The organism is Hydrogenivirga sp. 128-5-R1-1 (genome assembly GCF_000171895.1).
In genome coordinates, this window is sequence record NZ_ABHJ01000001.1 from 278266 (window position 1) to 293216 (window position 14951).

The 14951-nt window shown below is 50.0% G+C and carries 22 protein-coding genes and 1 pseudogene; 5 read left to right on the plus strand and 18 right to left on the minus strand.

Annotation, left to right across the window (positions count from 1 at the left end; translation table 11 throughout):
- Positions 1-5: 5 nt before the first annotated feature.
- The 8 genes from fliR to HG1285_RS15580 are packed head-to-tail and all read right to left on the minus strand — an operon-like array spanning position 6 to position 4919.
- On the minus strand, positions 6-770 hold the full coding sequence (gene fliR, locus HG1285_RS15610) for a flagellar biosynthetic protein FliR (protein ID WP_008286086.1): 765 nt from the start codon (positions 768-770) through the stop codon (positions 6-8).
- Positions 767-1036 (minus strand): flagellar biosynthesis protein FliQ, encoded by a 270-nt coding sequence (gene fliQ / locus HG1285_RS15605; protein ID WP_008286087.1) that lies wholly within the window; start codon positions 1034-1036, stop codon positions 767-769. The genes fliR and fliQ overlap by 4 nt, the downstream gene beginning before the upstream one ends.
- Before the next feature lie 12 nt (positions 1037-1048).
- Entirely contained in the window at positions 1049-1786 is a 738-nt protein-coding gene (gene fliP / locus HG1285_RS15600; RefSeq protein ID WP_032496265.1) for a flagellar type III secretion system pore protein FliP, read from the minus strand.
- Positions 1710-2036, minus strand: a complete 327-nt coding sequence (locus tag HG1285_RS19375) for a hypothetical protein (RefSeq protein WP_008286089.1) — start codon at positions 2034-2036, stop codon at positions 1710-1712. The genes fliP and HG1285_RS19375 overlap by 77 nt, the downstream gene beginning before the upstream one ends.
- Complete coding sequence (locus tag HG1285_RS15595; RefSeq protein WP_008286090.1) at positions 2036-2542, minus strand: flagellar basal body-associated FliL family protein; 507 nt, start codon at positions 2540-2542, stop codon at positions 2036-2038. Before HG1285_RS15595 ends, HG1285_RS19375 begins: the two co-directional genes overlap by 1 nt.
- A gap of 8 nt (positions 2543-2550) precedes the next feature.
- On the minus strand, positions 2551-4035 hold the full coding sequence (locus tag HG1285_RS15590; protein ID WP_008286091.1) for a flagellar hook-basal body complex protein: 1485 nt from the start codon (positions 4033-4035) through the stop codon (positions 2551-2553).
- Positions 4036-4038: 3 nt separating this feature from the next.
- The gene (locus HG1285_RS15585) at positions 4039-4671 is read right to left on the minus strand and encodes a flagellar hook assembly protein (protein ID WP_008286093.1); all 633 of its coding nucleotides are present in this window, start codon (positions 4669-4671) and stop codon (positions 4039-4041) included.
- The gene (locus tag HG1285_RS15580; RefSeq protein ID WP_008286094.1) at positions 4671-4919 is read right to left on the minus strand and encodes an AbrB/MazE/SpoVT family DNA-binding domain-containing protein; all 249 of its coding nucleotides are present in this window, start codon (positions 4917-4919) and stop codon (positions 4671-4673) included. Before HG1285_RS15580 ends, HG1285_RS15585 begins: the two co-directional genes overlap by 1 nt.
- Positions 4920-5015: 96 nt before the next feature.
- Here HG1285_RS15580 and HG1285_RS15575 point away from each other — a divergent pair, with 96 nt between their 5' ends.
- Complete coding sequence (locus tag HG1285_RS15575; protein WP_008286095.1) at positions 5016-5411, plus strand: PIN domain-containing protein; 396 nt, start codon at positions 5016-5018, stop codon at positions 5409-5411.
- On the opposite strand, the gene HG1285_RS15570 is transcribed toward HG1285_RS15575, so the two are convergent.
- Genes HG1285_RS15570 through HG1285_RS15535 form a run of 8 tightly spaced genes read right to left on the minus strand, consistent with a single transcriptional unit; the run spans position 5392 to position 11186 of the window.
- Complete coding sequence (locus HG1285_RS15570; RefSeq protein WP_008286096.1) at positions 5392-6678, minus strand: FliI/YscN family ATPase; 1287 nt, start codon at positions 6676-6678, stop codon at positions 5392-5394. The two genes, HG1285_RS15575 and HG1285_RS15570, sit on opposite strands and share 20 nt — an antisense overlap.
- Complete coding sequence (locus tag HG1285_RS15565; protein ID WP_008286097.1) at positions 6665-7348, minus strand: FliH/SctL family protein; 684 nt, start codon at positions 7346-7348, stop codon at positions 6665-6667. Before HG1285_RS15565 ends, HG1285_RS15570 begins: the two co-directional genes overlap by 14 nt.
- On the minus strand, positions 7341-8348 hold the full coding sequence (gene fliG, locus HG1285_RS15560) for a flagellar motor switch protein FliG (RefSeq protein ID WP_008286098.1): 1008 nt from the start codon (positions 8346-8348) through the stop codon (positions 7341-7343). Before fliG ends, HG1285_RS15565 begins: the two co-directional genes overlap by 8 nt.
- Before the next feature lie 9 nt (positions 8349-8357).
- Complete coding sequence (locus HG1285_RS15555) at positions 8358-9059, minus strand: 2Fe-2S iron-sulfur cluster-binding protein (protein ID WP_008286099.1); 702 nt, start codon at positions 9057-9059, stop codon at positions 8358-8360.
- A 15-nt stretch (positions 9060-9074) separates the two neighbouring features.
- The gene (gene holA, locus HG1285_RS15550) at positions 9075-10091 is read right to left on the minus strand and encodes a DNA polymerase III subunit delta (protein WP_008286100.1); all 1017 of its coding nucleotides are present in this window, start codon (positions 10089-10091) and stop codon (positions 9075-9077) included.
- On the minus strand, positions 10091-10381 hold the full coding sequence (locus tag HG1285_RS15545) for a 2Fe-2S iron-sulfur cluster-binding protein (protein WP_008286101.1): 291 nt from the start codon (positions 10379-10381) through the stop codon (positions 10091-10093). Before HG1285_RS15545 ends, holA begins: the two co-directional genes overlap by 1 nt.
- Positions 10382-10432: 51 nt before the next feature.
- On the minus strand, positions 10433-10705 hold the full coding sequence (locus tag HG1285_RS15540; protein ID WP_008286102.1) for a thioredoxin family protein: 273 nt from the start codon (positions 10703-10705) through the stop codon (positions 10433-10435).
- Position 10706: 1 nt separating this feature from the next.
- The gene (locus HG1285_RS15535) at positions 10707-11186 is read right to left on the minus strand and encodes a glycine cleavage system protein H (protein ID WP_008286104.1); all 480 of its coding nucleotides are present in this window, start codon (positions 11184-11186) and stop codon (positions 10707-10709) included.
- A gap of 128 nt (positions 11187-11314) precedes the next feature.
- Between HG1285_RS15535 and HG1285_RS15530 the strand changes: the two genes are divergently transcribed.
- Entirely contained in the window at positions 11315-12466 is a 1152-nt protein-coding gene (locus tag HG1285_RS15530; protein ID WP_008286105.1) for a hypothetical protein, read from the plus strand.
- Position 12467: 1 nt separating this feature from the next.
- On the plus strand, positions 12468-12803 hold the full coding sequence (locus tag HG1285_RS15525; protein WP_008286106.1) for a cupin domain-containing protein: 336 nt from the start codon (positions 12468-12470) through the stop codon (positions 12801-12803).
- On the opposite strand, the gene HG1285_RS15520 is transcribed toward HG1285_RS15525, so the two are convergent.
- On the minus strand, positions 12796-13137 hold the full coding sequence (locus tag HG1285_RS15520; protein WP_008286107.1) for a hypothetical protein: 342 nt from the start codon (positions 13135-13137) through the stop codon (positions 12796-12798). The two genes, HG1285_RS15525 and HG1285_RS15520, sit on opposite strands and share 8 nt — an antisense overlap.
- 1 nt (position 13138) lies before the next feature.
- Positions 13139-13546 (minus strand): hypothetical protein, encoded by a 408-nt coding sequence (locus HG1285_RS15515; RefSeq protein ID WP_008286109.1) that lies wholly within the window; start codon positions 13544-13546, stop codon positions 13139-13141.
- A gap of 165 nt (positions 13547-13711) precedes the next feature.
- Here HG1285_RS15515 and HG1285_RS20445 point away from each other — a divergent pair, with 165 nt between their 5' ends.
- Together HG1285_RS20445 and HG1285_RS18645 are read left to right on the plus strand one after the other, a co-directional pair.
- Positions 13712-13840: a hypothetical protein gene (locus tag HG1285_RS20445; RefSeq protein WP_008286111.1), complete on the plus strand. Its 129-nt coding sequence runs from the start codon at positions 13712-13714 to the stop codon at positions 13838-13840.
- A 224-nt stretch (positions 13841-14064) separates the two neighbouring features.
- Positions 14065-14868 (plus strand): annotated as a pseudogene (locus HG1285_RS18645) (transposase); the annotation flags it as partial.
- Between the last annotated feature and the right edge of the window lie 83 nt (positions 14869-14951).

Here is a 14951-nt window from a genome sequence, read left to right on the forward strand (position 1 = left end):
AGTCCTCAGCCAGAACCTATGAAGCTCAAAAAGTTGAGCATGTACTCCCTCATATAGGATATGAGCACCAGACCTATGACAGGCAGGGAAAGGAGCAGAACGGTCAGACCAACCATCACCTGCAGGGGAAGACCTACCATGAACACGTTTATCTGCGGTATAAATCGGTTTATCACAGCGAGGATTATGTTGGTCAGCATGGCGGCTATCAGGACTGGCAGTGCAAGCTTTACGCCTAAGGAGAAGCTCTTGTAAAAGAGGCTGAGAAACGCCTTCCCGTTCATGGAATATATATCAAAACTACCTATAGGGACGCTGTTGAAGCTCTGGGCGAGACCCACGTACACAGCCTCTGCACCTCCGACGGCGAGGAAGAGCGTGGAAGCCATGAGGGTTGAAAAACCGGCGAGCACGGTAGTTTGCGGTTGCTGGGGGAGGAACATCATAAGGAAGCCCAGCCCCGTGTTTACAGCGATGACCTCCCCCGCCACGAACACCGTATCAAAGAGCAACCTGAGAAAGAAACCGGAGAGGAACCCGAAGATGACCTCCTGAAGGGCAAGCTTTGAGAATTCTAAAGCGGAGCTTATCTGCAGAGGTTCTAAGTCAGAGAACATGAGTATTGAGGCAGCTACGGCGAAGGCTAAGTACACCCTGATTATGTTTGGCAGAAAGAAGGTGCCGAACATGGGAACCATGAACATGAAGGCGAAGACCCTGAAGAAAAGGAGGAGTATGGTTAGTAAGCTGTTAGTATCTACAGTTATCATCTTATCCAGACGGGTATGTTTATCAGCACTTCCTTGGTGAAGTCAACGAGCTTTCCCATCATCCAGCCCCCGAGCACGAATATGGTCACCATGGCAGCCACTATCTTGGGTATGTAAGCAAGGGTCATCTCCTGTATCTGGGTCGCAGCCTGGAATATGCTCACGACGAGACCGACTATGAAGGTCGCCAGCAGTACCGGCATGGCGAGCAGGACTGCCATCTCAAGGGCTCTCTGTCCTATTGATACTATAAGGTCTGGAGACATGTCCTAACCCCCTTACTGATAACTTCTCACAAGAGACAACACCACGAGCTCCCAGCCGTTGGCTAAAACGAAGAGCATTATCTTGAAGGGCAGCGATATTATCTGAGGAGGGATCATTATTATCCCCATGGATATGAGTATGGAAGCCACCACTATATCAACTATCAGGAAGGGTATGTAAAGTAGGAAGACTATCTCAAAGGCTGTGGTGAGCTCGCTGACCATGAAGGCGGGTATGAGTATGCTGAGGGGTATGTCGGAGGGTTTCCTTATCTTCTCCCTCTCCTCCTTCTTCAGTTTGGCAACCTCCATGAAGACCTCTACGGTGTCCTTTCTCGTCTGTTTGAGCATAAAGCCCTTTAAGGAGCCGGTAACCCGGTTGAAGAACTCCTGGTCGCTTATCTGTTCCTTCATGTATGGCTGGAGTGCGTTTGTGTTTATGTTTTCAAATACGGGTTTCATAATGAAGAAGGTCAGAAAGAGAGCTAAGGAGACTATCACCTGATTGGGAGGAACCTGAGGCACACCGAGCGCCTGCCTAAGAACGGAGAGAACGACCACTATCCTTATGAAGGATGTGGTCATTATAAGTATGGAGGGTGCAAGGGCGAGAATGGTAAGAAGTATCAGCAACCTTAGGGAGGTGTCTAAGTTCCCTTCCCCCACCTTTAGCTCAATCGGTGGTATCACTTCGTTCTGGGCCAGAGCCACCTGACCCAGCAGAACCACGAGAATCAGAACCCGTGCCATCTTCCCTATATATTACATCAGCCCCCCTTTCGCTAATGCAGAGGACGTAGGTTCTCCCCTTCACCTCAAGCTCAACTATGAACACGTTCTTGGTTATGGGGGAGACCTTTTTAAGCTCAAAACTGCCCTTCCCACCAAAACCCTTTAAGCCCATGGACTTTCTGAGTACTAAGGGTAGTAAAAATACAATCGCAACTACGACCACTATGAGGGACAGAAAGACCTTTACAAGGTATTCGGAGAGCTCCATCACTCAGCCTGAACGACGAACTCCGTGAAGTATATGTTCCTGACTCCTCCCTGGACGAGTATGGTGTTTATCCTCTTTATCAGCTCAAGCTTCAGCTGTTCCCTCCCTTCAGGAGACCTGAGCTCCCTTGAGGTCTTGTTGGAGAGTATCTCTATTATCGCGTCCCTTATTATGGGCTCCCTCTTCTGGACTTCCATGACGACCTCAGGAGATGAGAGCTCAAGGGTTATGGAGACCCTTGCGTACATGGTGAGCTCCGGGTCTGCGAGGTTCACTATGAATGCAGGCTCAAGTTTATACATCACCCCCACAGCTTCAGGGGATACCTTGGGTTTGGGAGTTTCTTCTTTTTTCTCCTCGTCCTTCTTTGCGAAAAGGAAGAAATAGGCTCCAGCTCCGCCACCTATTAAAAGAATGAGGAGAAGGAGGACGACAAGGAGGAGCTTGCCCTTGCCTCCGCCGGTCGCCTCCTCTGCCTGTTGCGCCTCCCTCTCCTCGTCAGCCATGGCTCTTATTATCTAACAAGATTCACCGTTTCATCAAGTATCGTATTTGAGGTCGTTATGACCCTCGCGTTAGCCTGGTATGCCCTCTGTGCGGTAATGAGGTTTATGAACTCCTTGGCTATGTCAACGTTGGACATCTCCAGCATCCCCGACCTGACCTTTTCGGAACCTCCGGCAAGGAGTATCGTAGGTGTGGTTATGGAGGTATAAAGGTTTGCCCCCTTCTTCGTGAGCTCTTCTGGGTCTGTGAACACAGCTACCGCAACCCTGTAGAGGGGGAGGGACTTCCCGTTTGAGTAGACCCCAACCACGGAGCCGTCCTCAGAAAGGACGTAGACGTCTATGAGGTCTCCCTTGGTGTATCCGTTCTGCTCAAGGGTTATAACGAAGTCCGATGCAAACTGGTTGGCGTAAGAGTTCTGTATGAGGTTCGTGTCCGTATCCGAGGTTAGCTCGTCTCCTATGGAGAATATCATGCCGGGCGTTGTAGTAAGCCCTTCAACAGCACTTCCTAAGGTACCACCGGAGGAGGTATCCAGAGTTTGCGTTGCACCTGTGGTAACATCGGAAGGACGGTTTGTGTCGTCAAACATCTGAAGGAAGAAGTAGTTCTTGTTTCCTAGAGGAACTCTATTAAAAGCGAGTGGGTTTGCCGTTTGGGTATCATCTTCGTCTATCTTTCCCGTCGCGGGGTCAAAGATGAGGGTCTGGTAGTTGTAGGTTTTGAGGGGTGTGCCAGACTGTTCAAAGCCAGCCCTGTATCCGTTTGATATAAGGTTTTCAAGGTTTCCGTCCCCGTCGTAATCGCTTAGGACAAAGACCCTCCACTCATTCGTGCTTGCCTTCTTAAAGTAAACGTCCGCCTGGTACTCATTTCCGAGAGAGTCGTATATGGTTATAGTGTACTTGTAGTTGTACGAGGTTGTGTTGGTTGGGTCAAAGGCGACCGTAGGTGGTATAGCCTCCGCGTTCAGGTTCGTGGGCTGGAGGAAGGACATCTGTCCTGTAGGTCTTGGCTGGAGCTGCTGCTCAACGTGTATGTTCTCAAGACCTGTCCCTACAACTTCGCCAGCCTCATTAAGCCTGAAGCCCTGGAGGTAGAAGCCCCCCGAGGTGACCATGTATCCGTCCCTGCTGAGTCTGAACTGCCCATCTCTTGTGTACAGGTTGGCTCCGGTTATAGGGTCTTTAAGTATGAAGAGCCCTCTCCCCTGTATGGCGAGGTCGGTGTTCACCCCCGTCTGCTTAAAGTTCCCTATGTTCCAGAGCTTCTGGGTGCTGTCAACCACCACACCCGCTCCGTAGGTGGTGGACTTTATAGTTCCGGTCACAACGTTCAGCCCTATGGTGACCGAAGATATCACGTCTTGGAACAGGGGTCTGTGAGCTTTGAAGGCTACCGTATTTACGTTGGAGAGGTTATCGGAGGTTACGTCAATCCAGAAACGCGAAGCGTCCATTCCAGTAACGGCGTTGAAGAAGCTCCTTAACATCTCTCAACCCCCTGTATAGATGATCTGGGAAGAGGAAACCTGTCTTCCCGATAGCAGGTCTAACATCAGCTCTCCGTTCACTATGCCCGCCGACTTTACGGCGTCCTTGAAGCCGAGCTGCCAGCCGGGTAGTTCGTAATCCCCCTTGAACAATTTCACCGTGAACTGCCCCTTGGGAAGGGCGCTTGTGTCCAGAAGATTCAAGCCCCTTTCAAGGTCAATCTCAACCTCCTTAATGAGCTCCTCCCCGTCGTATATCTTCGCTGTAACCCCCCTCACCCTCTCTCCCGAAAGTATGTAGTACTCCCCTCCCTTCACCGTATCTAAGGTGTCGGAGGCAAAGACGAACTCCTTTCCTATAAGGTTTATCGTCTGCATGAAGGTCACCTGGTTCATCCAGGCTACGAAGTTGTCCATGAAGCCCTTCATGTCCGTGTAGAACTTGACCTGGTTCAGCTTGACCACGTCCTCAAGGGATTTGGAAAGATCCTGCTGCTTGAAGGGATCCTGGAACTTGAGGGTTTCAAGGTATATCTTCATAAACTCGTTGGCGGACATATTGTCAAAGGACTGAACGTAGTCGGGACCGACTATCTTGGGCTCCGGCGGCTTTACGTCCAGTCTCGTGTCCACCATCACTTCTCCCCCTGCTTTCTCTTGAGCTCTTCTGCGAGTATCTCTCCAAAGCTCTTCTGCTGGGTCTTCGCCTGCTTCTGGGCGAGGGCTCCCTTGAGGTCGTATATCCTCTTCTCCTTCTTGAGGACTACCTCCTTGTCCTTTACCTCAACCTTGAGTATGTCGCCTTCCTTTACCCCCAGCTTCTTCCTTATGTCGCTGGGCAGTGCTATCAAGCCTCTCGCCATAACCTTGACTATCTCATCCATGGCTGTGTATTAATATCGGCACATGTCAAAATTTTTCAAGTGTCATTTTACGAAATTTGTATTGACATTTTTCAGTGTTTGATAAAATTCATTATCATGAAGCTTCTGGACACTGCCGTGCTGCTGGAGTTCTTTTCGGGCTCTGAGGAGGAGGTGGACAGGATAGACAGCCTCTTCAGAGAGATGGAAAAGCAGAAGGAGAAGCTCCTCGTGACGGAGGAGGTGATTCTGGAGCTTGTCTATTACCTTGAGCAGGTTTACGGATGGGAGAGGGAAGTTGTCGCCGAGGTTGTGAACACGGTGCTCCTTGATAGCCTATTCTCAATAGAAAACAGAGAGGTGATACAGAACGCCGTGAAGACCTATTCTTCAACTAAGCTTAGCTTTCTGGACTCGCTCAAATCTGCCAAAGCCAAGAAGAAGAAGGTGAAAGAGGTGATATCCTTCAACAGGAAGTTTGAGAAGGCTGGACTCAAGCTGATTCGCCCCTGAGGTTTGCGTAGAGTCTGGAAAGCCCCTGAAGACTTTCATCAAAGGACACCCCCTCCCGGTAGTCCTGCCTGAAGAAGCCGTCTATCAGCTCCTTGTTGTCTATCACCCTGTCAACGGCGAGGTTTGAACCCCTCTTGTAAAGACCGAGGTTGACGAGGTCTTCCATTGACTCGTAAGAGCTGAGGAGCTCCTTGACGTACATAGCCATCCTCATGTGCTCCTCGCTGACGAGCTTAGGCATGAGCCTTGAGAGGCTCTTGACCGGGTCTATTGCCGGAAAGAGACCGGCGTTAGCCCTCTTCCTTGAGAGAACTATGTGCCCGTCGAATACGCCCACGAGGGCGTCCGCTACAGGATCAAGGGTTATGTCGTCCCCTTCAACTAGGACGCTGAAAATGCCCGTTATGCTTCCACCTCTGGTGAAGTTTCCACAGCTCTCCACTATGTTGGTCATCATGTGAAAGACCGAAGGTGTATATCCCTTAAGCGTGGGAGGCTCTCCGGCGGCGAGACCTATCTCCCTCTGAGCCATAGCGAACCTCGTTATGGAGTCCATCACGAGCAGAACGTCAAGCCCCTGGGAGGCGAAGAACCTCGCGTGAACCACTGCGCTGAGCGCACCTTTGACCTTTACCACCGGAGGTTCGTCAGCCGTGGAAACGACGACCACGCTCTTCTTCAGTCCGTCCCCGAGGACGTCTTCCACGAACTCCCTTACCTCCCTTCCCCTCTCACCTATGAGAGCCATCACGACCACATCGGCGTTGCTGTAATTGGTGATCATGCCGAGCAGCGTGCTCTTTCCAACTCCAGCCCCCGCGAATATACCTACCTTCTGCCCCTTGCCGAGGGTGAACATGGCGTTTATGGAGCGCACGCCCGTGTCAAATATTTCCGTTATCCTCTCCCTTTCCAGGGGATTTATGCTTGAAAGCTCTATGGGAAGCCTCTCTGCGGTGAACACCATACTGCCGTCTAAGGGCTCCCCGAAGGGGTTCACGACCTTTCCGAGAAGAGCCTTGCCCACCTGCGTTGATACGTGCTCGCTCTTTATGAGGACTCTGTCCCCCGGCTTTATGCCAGAGAGCCTGCCGTAGGGCATGACTATACACCTGTCCTCGTTGAAACCTATAACCTCTCCGTATATGCTCTTGCCTGTGGACGGGAATATCTCTACCAGGTCTCCCGTTGCACTCCCTGGGTTGTAGGCTTCAAGGTATATTCCGCTGACCTTTACTACCTTCCCGTAAACCCTAACTCCCTTCAAAGACACGTCCAAGAACCTCTCTCATGACCTCTTCTATTATCTCGCCGTGCTTTCTCTCTATAACGAACTTGGGTGTTTCTATTCTCAGCTCTCCTGGCTGCAGGCTCTCGTCTCCGAGAACTTCTATGTCAACCTTCTCGCTGAGCTTCTCCCTTATGCCCGCTATGAAGTCAAAGACCCGCTCCATGTCCGCCGGGTTCAGGAAGACCTTAACGCTACCCTTCAGGTCAAGGCTGCTCTCAAAGACCTCTCCCAAGATCCTAGTAACTATATCTTCCTTGGGGATGACGTCCGTCATTAGGAACTCCTTCACGATCTCCTTAGAGAGCTTTAGGAAGTCTTCCTTTAGGTCTTCCTTAGCTTTATCAAGGCTCTCCTGGATCCGGGAGGTCAGCCTTTCGGCTATGGACTTCTTCAGCCTCGCATCAACGAGCTCCGATACGAGCTCCTCCACACGGGAACTCTTCTGAGCCAGCTCTTCCCTGAGGGACTTTAGCTCTTTTAGAAGGGTGCGGTTCTCCTCTTCCAGGCTCTTTAACTTGTCCTCAAGCCTCCGGAGCTCCTCCTCCAGGTTGTTCTTCTCTTCAAGGAGCTTGTGGACTTCGTTTCTGAACTCTTCAGACCCTTCGGGTGCCTCTAAACCGAACAGAGGGCGGAAGTTTTTAGACATAGGCTTCCTCTCCGCCGAGCTCTATCTTTCCTTCGTCTATGAGCTTTCTTATTATTGCCACGACCTGCTTCTGGGCTTTCTCAACCTCGGACTTCTTGACAGGTCCTAAGGCTTCCATGTCCTCCTGCATTATCTTTGCAGCCCTCTTGGACATGTTTGAGAAGAACTTCTCCTTTATGTCGTCGGGAGCCCCCTTGAGGGCTATTACGAGGGTGTTTTTGTCAACAGCCTTGAGGACTTCTATTATCGCCCTGTTGTCAAGCTTGCGAATGTCTTCAAAGGTGAACATCTTCTCCCTTATCTTCTCCTCAAGGGTGGGGTCTTCCTCGCCTATCTTTCTCAGTAGGGTTTCCGCGGACTCCTTATCAAGCATGTTCATCAGCTCGGCAGCGATAGCCACCCCTTCCTGTTTCTTTATGCCTCCCGATATGCCGAGAGCCTTTATCTCCTCCGTTACTGTTTCTATCAGCTCTCTCAAAAACTGGGGAGAGACGTTCTCCAGCGTAGCTATCCTCTTGACAACTTCAAACCTCAGGTTCTCGGGCAGCCACTGGAGTATATCGGAGGCTTTCCTGGGGGAAAGCTGTGAGAGCAAGACCGCTATGGTCTGGGGGTGCTCGTTCTTTATAAGACCCACGAGAACCCTCGTGTCTATCTTTTCAAGCTGCTCAAGCCCTTCGGCTACCCCTGCGGAACCCAGAAGGCTCTTTATCCTTTCATAGACTTCGGGAGGCAGTATCCCCTGGAGCTGTTCCAGTAAAGTTTCAAGGTTTGAGTACTGGGTAGCCACGAAGCTGTAGTCTTCAAGGAACTCCTGAACGGCAGCCTCTATGTCGGCGGGGGATATGTCCTTTATCCTCGCCGCTGTGAGAAATATCTTCTGGATCTCCTCCTCCGTGAGCTCCTTCAGTATGTTCGCCGCCACATCGGGAGGAAGGGACATCAGCAAGACCGCAGCCTTCTCCGCCCTTGAAAGCTCTCTTCCCGTAGCCTCCGCCATAGCTCTATATTAAAACCCTAAAAACCCGAAATCCTCCGTCTTCTTTTGAATATAGCCCTTCTGGGTCAGCTTTCCCTCTATAACGGTGATCCACCTTTCAGGCATACACCCTTTTGGACAGAACAGGTTGCAGTTGCTACAGTGAACGCAGTTCTGGGCGTTCAGGGCTGTGAGCCCATTGAGCCTCTCTTCACCCAGGCTATCTCTCGGGTCTTCAAGAATCCTGTAAATTTTAGTGAAGAGGGAAGGTCCCCCGAAATCCCGCTTCTCCAGGAGGGGAGGGCAGACGTTGTTGCATATGCCGCAGAGTATGCAGTCCCACGCCCTTGAGGTCTTATTGAGCTCCTGAGGTGTAATGGTTAAGTTCTCCTCCCTTGGCACAAACCACACCCGTGCCCTCCTGAGACCGTCGTATATCTCTTCATGGGAGACAACCAGGTCTTTTATGGGGATGTATCCGTCCACGGGCTCTATCAGGACTTCCTCCCCGTTTACCCTCGTGTTGCAGGCGAGCCTGTGTTCCCCGTTCACCTTGACCGCACAGGTTCCGCACACACTCGCCCTGCACATGGCTCGGAAGGACAGGCTTGGGTCAAGCTCCTCCTTTATCTTGGTGAGGATCTCAAGGACGGTGGGGTTTTCGCCCGTCTCTACCTCGTACTCGGTTGTTACGAACTCTCTCCCGGTAAACCTCCGCAGCTTTACCTTCATAGAAATAAAAGATAATCAACGGAGCGTGTAATCGGTGGCGAACTTTTCCACACTCCTCTGGGGGTCTGCAAAGCCAACCTTTATGGCGTAGTCAAGCCTGTAAAGAGCCTCCAGGAGTTCTCTGGCTCTCTCCTTGGGAGTCTTGTCCAGATAGTTTTTGAACTTCAGCTTGGCAAACTGGTGCTTCACGCCCACCTTCTCCAGGGCGTTATCAAGTCTCTCTCCCTCAGACAGAAGCTCTTGAACTACGTAAAGCTTGGTTACGTATCCGGAGAGCATGCCTAATATCTGTATGGGGGGTGTCCCCTTTCTGTATGCGTCCCTGAGAACGCGAAGCGTCCTTTCAGCGTCTCTCTCAAAGAAGCTGTCTATAAGGTCAAACAGGGTGTGGTCTTCCCATGGAAAACACACATTCTTGACGTCTTCGCGGGTTACCTTCCTGCCCTCTGAGTAAGCTATAAGCTTCTCGCTCTCGTGTTTGAGAACCATGAGGTTGCCACCGCACATCTCCACGAGAAGGTCCAGGGCTTCCTCCTCTATACCCTTTGCCTCCCTCTCAAACTTCTTCCTGACTATGTCCTTTACCCTTTTGGTAGGCAGCCTGTCAGCGAGAATTATATCTCCGAGGGCTGAGAAGGTTTTGTAGGGCTCCCGTGATAGCTCCTGAGCCGTGAGCTTGTGCCCCACCACAGCAAAGAGCTTGGTGCTCTTTAGGTTCTTAAGCAGGTCGGTGAGGTTCTCGGTGTTCTTTTTCTTCCTTCCGAGCTTCTTGAGGAACTCGTCAAACTTCATTATCACCACGGCCTTCTCTGTGGTGGCTGAGAAGATACTTCCTTCGGAGAAGAGCTCGTAGAGGTCTCCCAGTTCAAGCTCGTCCCCCCACGTGAGCGTGAAGTTCTCTGCAAACTTGTTTTTCAATTTATCTATCAGGGTTCTTACGAGGAACTCTTCCTCCCCGTGAACGAGGTTGAGGGTTTTTACCTTCCCTCCCTCAAGGACCTCCTTCTGGTATTGAACAGCCTTGTAGGTCATCAGTCCTCGGACTCTATCTCTATCTCCTCACAGCTATCGTCCTCTACCATGAGCTGACAGGTGAGCCTCTCTTCCTCGTCAACGGCGCCTATCCTCCAGAGGGTCTCCTCCTCCTCCTCGGAGGGCTCGTTCAGACACTCAAGTCCCTTTAATACCCTCGCTATGCAGACGCCGCACTGCCCGTCCGTGCAGCCGAACTCTATGCCAGCCTTCTCTATCTCGTGGCTAAGCTCTCCGAACCTGACACCTTTAGGTATGTCAAAGACCCTTCCGTTTATCTTTACCTTCATAGCGATAAATTTTACCTGTGCCCTCTGAGGATTGTATGATTTGAGATAGACTCAGCCGGTCTGAACGCCCTGCTCTATAACCTGACGGGCTTCGCCTTCCTCCGGGACGCCCACGAAGGCAAGCTTTCCGTCCACAACGGAGGAGGGGACGCTCCTCACCATGAGCTTGTTAACCCAGTAACGCCCTTCGGGCGTGGCTATGTCAAGAACCTCGTACTTGAAGCCGTACTCCTCCTGAAGTTTCCTCCAGAGGGCATCGGCGTGAGGGCATGTGGGGCACCACTGGGACACGAGCAGTATTACATGTCTGTCCTGTGCACTCATATCACATACACCTCATACATACTATATCCCATTCGTCTATGTGTTCCTTCATCTTCTCAAGAGCCTCCTCACCCGTGGCGAGGTCTTTAAGGTCTCTCTCCAGGTCTGTGGGCTTGACCTTAACTATCCATGCTTCGCCGTAGGGGTCAATGTTTATGAAGTTTGGGTCATCCGCCACACGCTGGTTTATCTCCACGACCTCGCCCTCCACAAGGGCAGGAACCGGACCAGCCCACTTGCCGCTCTCAAGGGTCGCTATGGGTTTCCCTTTCCTAAGCTTAGTCCCTACCGGTTTTATCCTCGCATGGAGCAGCCTGCCAGCTCTCGTCTGACCTACGTCCGTAAGACCCATGGTCACTGTGCCGTCTTCGTTCACCCTGAGCCACACCTGATTCTCTATGTCGTAGTATAGGTCTTTGGGGATCATGCAGCCCTGATACTCCCAGGCGTTTCCGAAATCCTGAGTAACTTTCTTCTCCATAGATATTAAATATACACCAAATAAACATCTATTTACTACACTTGGCTTATAAACACTTAACAAGGACTTATTGACCTTGGGGTGCAAAAGGATTATAGTAAATAATTGATTACTTATCGGAGGAGAGCATGTTTTATGTGTCTAAAATTTCTCCCCCTCTGTTTCTGTTCGCCGTACTCAACCTGCTCCTTTCGCTGTTTCTGAAGCTCGTGGATTACGATACAGTCCTCTTCTTCGTGGTGCTCGTGTTCGGCTTCGTAGGGAACACTCTCCTGGGGGCTATGTATCAGATAATTCCGAACTCCCAGAACAGAAAACTCTCCTTTCACCAGCTCTCCTATCTTGTCTTTGCGGGTGTTCTGGTCTCGTTCTCGCTCTTTTACTTGGGCGTGTACAGGGAAGCTTCCCTCCTGCTTGCTGCTTCCTACGTTCTCTTCTTTATTCATTCTTTGGTTAACGTCAAGAACTGGATGCCTGTGACCGTTAGGTTTCTGGGTGTGTCCGCCCTTTACCTTGCCCTGTCTTCTATTCTCCTTGCCCTGCACTTCAACCTTGGGGTTGTCCCTCTGCAGCTTGCCCTTCACTCACTCACGGTGGGTTCTATGCTGAACGCCGTTTACGGGGTTGAGATAGCCTGGGTGCCCATGCTGCTCATGGAGACCCTGAACATAAGGAAAGCCCAGAGGCTCTTTTACGTAAAGCAGGCTTCCACGCTGGTTCTTCTGGTTTCCTTCTTCTTCATGAGCTATAAGCTCATATCTTTAGCTTCTCTCCTTGAACTGGGAGTTGCCCTTTACTTCATATACATACTCTACGGGCTAGTAATGCAAAGGCGTATGCCCTCTCCGCTGCCTTACGTAGTGAAGACCTTCTTCCTCGCTCTGGTGTTTCTTCCCTTCGGTCTAATTCTCGGAACCTTTATCTCTTCCCACGTGGGCGTCCTTCCCGAACTGTTCAGGCTCCACATAGACTTCCTCGTTTACGGCTTCACAGCCTTTACCATATTCGGAGGTATGTCCCACCTCTTCCCCCGCATAATGTGGAACTGGAAGTTTTCCTCAAAGAAGGAGGGCAAGGTTCCAGCTGTAAACGAGCTTATAGACGAGCAGGGCTACCCTTCCTTTCTGGAAAAGGCTGTAGTAGCCTTTACCATGTTTGTGGCGCTTGACTCCCTGTTCTACCCCTTAAACAAGCTGTCCGTACTTCCCTACCTATTTCTGCTGTTTGCCTTCGTAAAGATTACCTTTATCCACTTCTTGAAAAAGCTTAAGGAGGTTTAACATGTCTGTGGTGAAGCCCTTAGAGGAGAAGTACAACGAGGACTCTCCCGCCAGAGAGCTCGCTTATGAGGATGCCAACGCCAAGGTGATAAGGTTTTTCCTGAGAGCTGGACAGGAGATAAAGCCCCATAGGTCTCCCTCAAGCGTATTCATTTCAGTCCTGAAGGGTAGGCTTAGCTTCTACCTTGGTAAAGAGGACAGAGAAGAGATCCTTGAAGCAGGCTCAACAGTTTTTTATGAGCCTGAAGAGCTTCACGGCTTTAAGGCTCTGGAGGACTCCGTAGTCCAGGCGGTCATAACCCCAAACCCGACCGCTAAGAGGCTCAGTGTTACGTAGTTTCTTCCCTACATCCTTTGAGCTCAAGCCCTTCCAAAAGGCTGAAGGCTAAGGTGGCGACTAAAACAGCCCCGTTCACGTATAAATCTACACGTTCCGTAAGAACGAGGTTCACAAGAAGAAAGTCTCTGACAGCCCCCCTTAGCCATAGACCTAAACTGGACAGAAGTAGCAGGAAAAAGAAGAGCCTTATTAAGGAGTACACCTCACACGATGGTGAGAGCTTGACCTTTATTACCTGGATTGTAAGCTCGCCAAGGGTCAAAAGCCCTATCAGGACAAGGAAAGGGGCGTTAAGGAAGAGCGAGGGGAGGGCGTTTAGAAAGCCCTCCATGCTACCTTATGTAGGTAATTATCAGGGTGACGAACACACCCAACACGAGGTTGATCCATACGAAGTTCGGTATGTGTTTGAGCAGTTGCTTTCTTAACAGGTAGAAGTATATGTAAGAGAAGTTCAGCACCATGACTCCGTAAATGAAGAGCTTTATGTGAAACAGCACGTTTGTGTTGAAATCAATTCTTACGGAGTGCCACATCCACATGCCCGTTATAAAGAGGACGGCTATGGAAAGCCAGACGCCGAGGAAAAACCTTTTCAAGACTCTGAGGGCTACGGTAGTTCTGGTCTCCTCTGGCTTAACATCCCTCATCGCTGGGTGCAGAAAGAGCAGGTTGAAGACCATACCCCCTATCCACACCATGGCGAACAGTATGTGTATAAACAACATAGACTTGTACATAGGCACACCTCCCTTTAAAGGCTTAAAGCATTATAATTCAAAGTCCAGCAGCGACTCACCGAAAAAGTCCATGTTTTCAAAAACATAAGATCAGACCTATAACTTTCTGAAATACGAGGCAAACTCGTCTTTGACTATACCGGTAGCCTTTATATAGTGAATTACATGGCTGGGCTTCTTTCAAGCATCTTCAGGGCGGTAAGCAAAAAGAGCAGAAAGAGGCTCAAGGAGAAGACAAAGAAGATCGTGGAAAAAGACAGGGTTCTTTACAACAAGCTCGCCAAGGCGAGCTGAGGGGGAGTTAACATAATTCCAAAGTAAGGCTTGATGTATTTTCCCACTACTTCAGCTTTTTACACAATGTTGATTTGCTCTAAGTTCTTCAATAGCGGGATTTTACAAAAGGGCTCCTAAAAGGGTGAGTCCGTTTTAAAAAACTTGAAGCATTGAGGAAGAGGAAGTAGAGAATAATAGTATGAGGATAAAGAATAACAGACTTAACAAAAACAACAAACCCAAAGAGAGGAAGATCACCCACATACCCGGACCACATAATCCTCTTTGCCCTGCTCCTTAAAGTCCTTGAAAACCTGTCGCTCAGAGACTTAGAACAAAGACTCAAAGACATCTTACCTAACACCCCAGACCACACTACACTGTGGTACAGATTCAGGAAAATTGAAAACTCCTGCCTTAAGGAGCTGATCCATACAACAGCAAAAGAGATAATGAGAGAACTGAAAGCCAGGGAGTTTCACTGCCTCATAGCAGATGGAACGGGATTTGGTTATTCAGACACATTCAGGCTCCTGTGGATGAAAGGCAAAGAGATAAGACAGGTAAGGTCACACGTAAAGACAGAAGTACTCGTAGGAGTGGTAAAGGAAAAAGCTGTAGTTGTGGGAGTGAATGCAGGAAGAGCCTATTCAGACGAATGCAGGCTTCTGAGCTCCATGCTCAGAGACGTTAAGTTCAAGGCGAGATATTTTCTTGGGGATGCCTACTATGGGAAGGTGGATATACTGAGGGAGGTAAAGAGACTAAACATGTATGCGATAGTGCCTGTCAGGGACACAACTCACACAAGGGTAAGGCATTCAATCAGGTTGTGGGCAAAAGATAACTATGAGAGGAGGAAGAAGGTATATAGGAAGAACAGGTACAGGGTAGAGCAGGTAATAGGGATAGTGAAGAACAGGTTTGGGGACAGGGATTGTGTCAGGGACTTTCACACGGCGAGCCTGTATGTTCTTGCGAGGTTTGCTCTTTACAATCTCATTCTTCTGTACAAGCTCCTTTTATTGGGTCTTAATCTTTTGAGGGCGTATATGAGTCTGTTATCCCTTTCCCTCCGTAATTTGGGTATTTTTCCAACAGGCTCTAAAAGGGTTGACACCCACGAAAA

Coding starts and splice junctions, on each gene's coding strand:
- fliR (WP_008286086.1), bottom strand. CDS start 770: ATGATAACTGTAGATACTAACAGCTTACTAACCATACTCCTCCTTTTC.
- fliQ (WP_008286087.1), bottom strand. CDS start 1,036: ATGTCTCCAGACCTTATAGTATCAATAGGACAGAGAGCCCTTGAGATG.
- fliP (WP_032496265.1), bottom strand. CDS start 1,786: ATGGCACGGGTTCTGATTCTCGTGGTTCTGCTGGGTCAGGTGGCTCTG.
- HG1285_RS19375 (WP_008286089.1), bottom strand. CDS start 2,036: ATGGAGCTCTCCGAATACCTTGTAAAGGTCTTTCTGTCCCTCATAGTG.
- HG1285_RS15595 (WP_008286090.1), bottom strand. CDS start 2,542: ATGGCTGACGAGGAGAGGGAGGCGCAACAGGCAGAGGAGGCGACCGGC.
- HG1285_RS15590 (WP_008286091.1), bottom strand. CDS start 4,035: ATGTTAAGGAGCTTCTTCAACGCCGTTACTGGAATGGACGCTTCGCGT.
- HG1285_RS15585 (WP_008286093.1), bottom strand. CDS start 4,671: ATGGTGGACACGAGACTGGACGTAAAGCCGCCGGAGCCCAAGATAGTC.
- HG1285_RS15580 (WP_008286094.1), bottom strand. CDS start 4,919: ATGGATGAGATAGTCAAGGTTATGGCGAGAGGCTTGATAGCACTGCCC.
- HG1285_RS15575 (WP_008286095.1), top strand. CDS start 5,016: ATGAAGCTTCTGGACACTGCCGTGCTGCTGGAGTTCTTTTCGGGCTCT.
- HG1285_RS15565 (WP_008286097.1), bottom strand. CDS start 7,348: ATGTCTAAAAACTTCCGCCCTCTGTTCGGTTTAGAGGCACCCGAAGGG.
- fliG (WP_008286098.1), bottom strand. CDS start 8,348: ATGGCGGAGGCTACGGGAAGAGAGCTTTCAAGGGCGGAGAAGGCTGCG.
- HG1285_RS15555 (WP_008286099.1), bottom strand. CDS start 9,059: ATGAAGGTAAAGCTGCGGAGGTTTACCGGGAGAGAGTTCGTAACAACC.
- holA (WP_008286100.1), bottom strand. CDS start 10,091: ATGACCTACAAGGCTGTTCAATACCAGAAGGAGGTCCTTGAGGGAGGG.
- HG1285_RS15545 (WP_008286101.1), bottom strand. CDS start 10,381: ATGAAGGTAAAGATAAACGGAAGGGTCTTTGACATACCTAAAGGTGTC.
- HG1285_RS15540 (WP_008286102.1), bottom strand. CDS start 10,705: ATGAGTGCACAGGACAGACATGTAATACTGCTCGTGTCCCAGTGGTGC.
- HG1285_RS15535 (WP_008286104.1), bottom strand. CDS start 11,186: ATGGAGAAGAAAGTTACTCAGGATTTCGGAAACGCCTGGGAGTATCAG.
- HG1285_RS15530 (WP_008286105.1), top strand. CDS start 11,315: ATGTTTTATGTGTCTAAAATTTCTCCCCCTCTGTTTCTGTTCGCCGTA.
- HG1285_RS15525 (WP_008286106.1), top strand. CDS start 12,468: ATGTCTGTGGTGAAGCCCTTAGAGGAGAAGTACAACGAGGACTCTCCC.
- HG1285_RS15520 (WP_008286107.1), bottom strand. CDS start 13,137: ATGGAGGGCTTTCTAAACGCCCTCCCCTCGCTCTTCCTTAACGCCCCT.
- HG1285_RS15515 (WP_008286109.1), bottom strand. CDS start 13,546: ATGTACAAGTCTATGTTGTTTATACACATACTGTTCGCCATGGTGTGG.
- HG1285_RS20445 (WP_008286111.1), top strand. CDS start 13,712: ATGGCTGGGCTTCTTTCAAGCATCTTCAGGGCGGTAAGCAAAAAGAGC.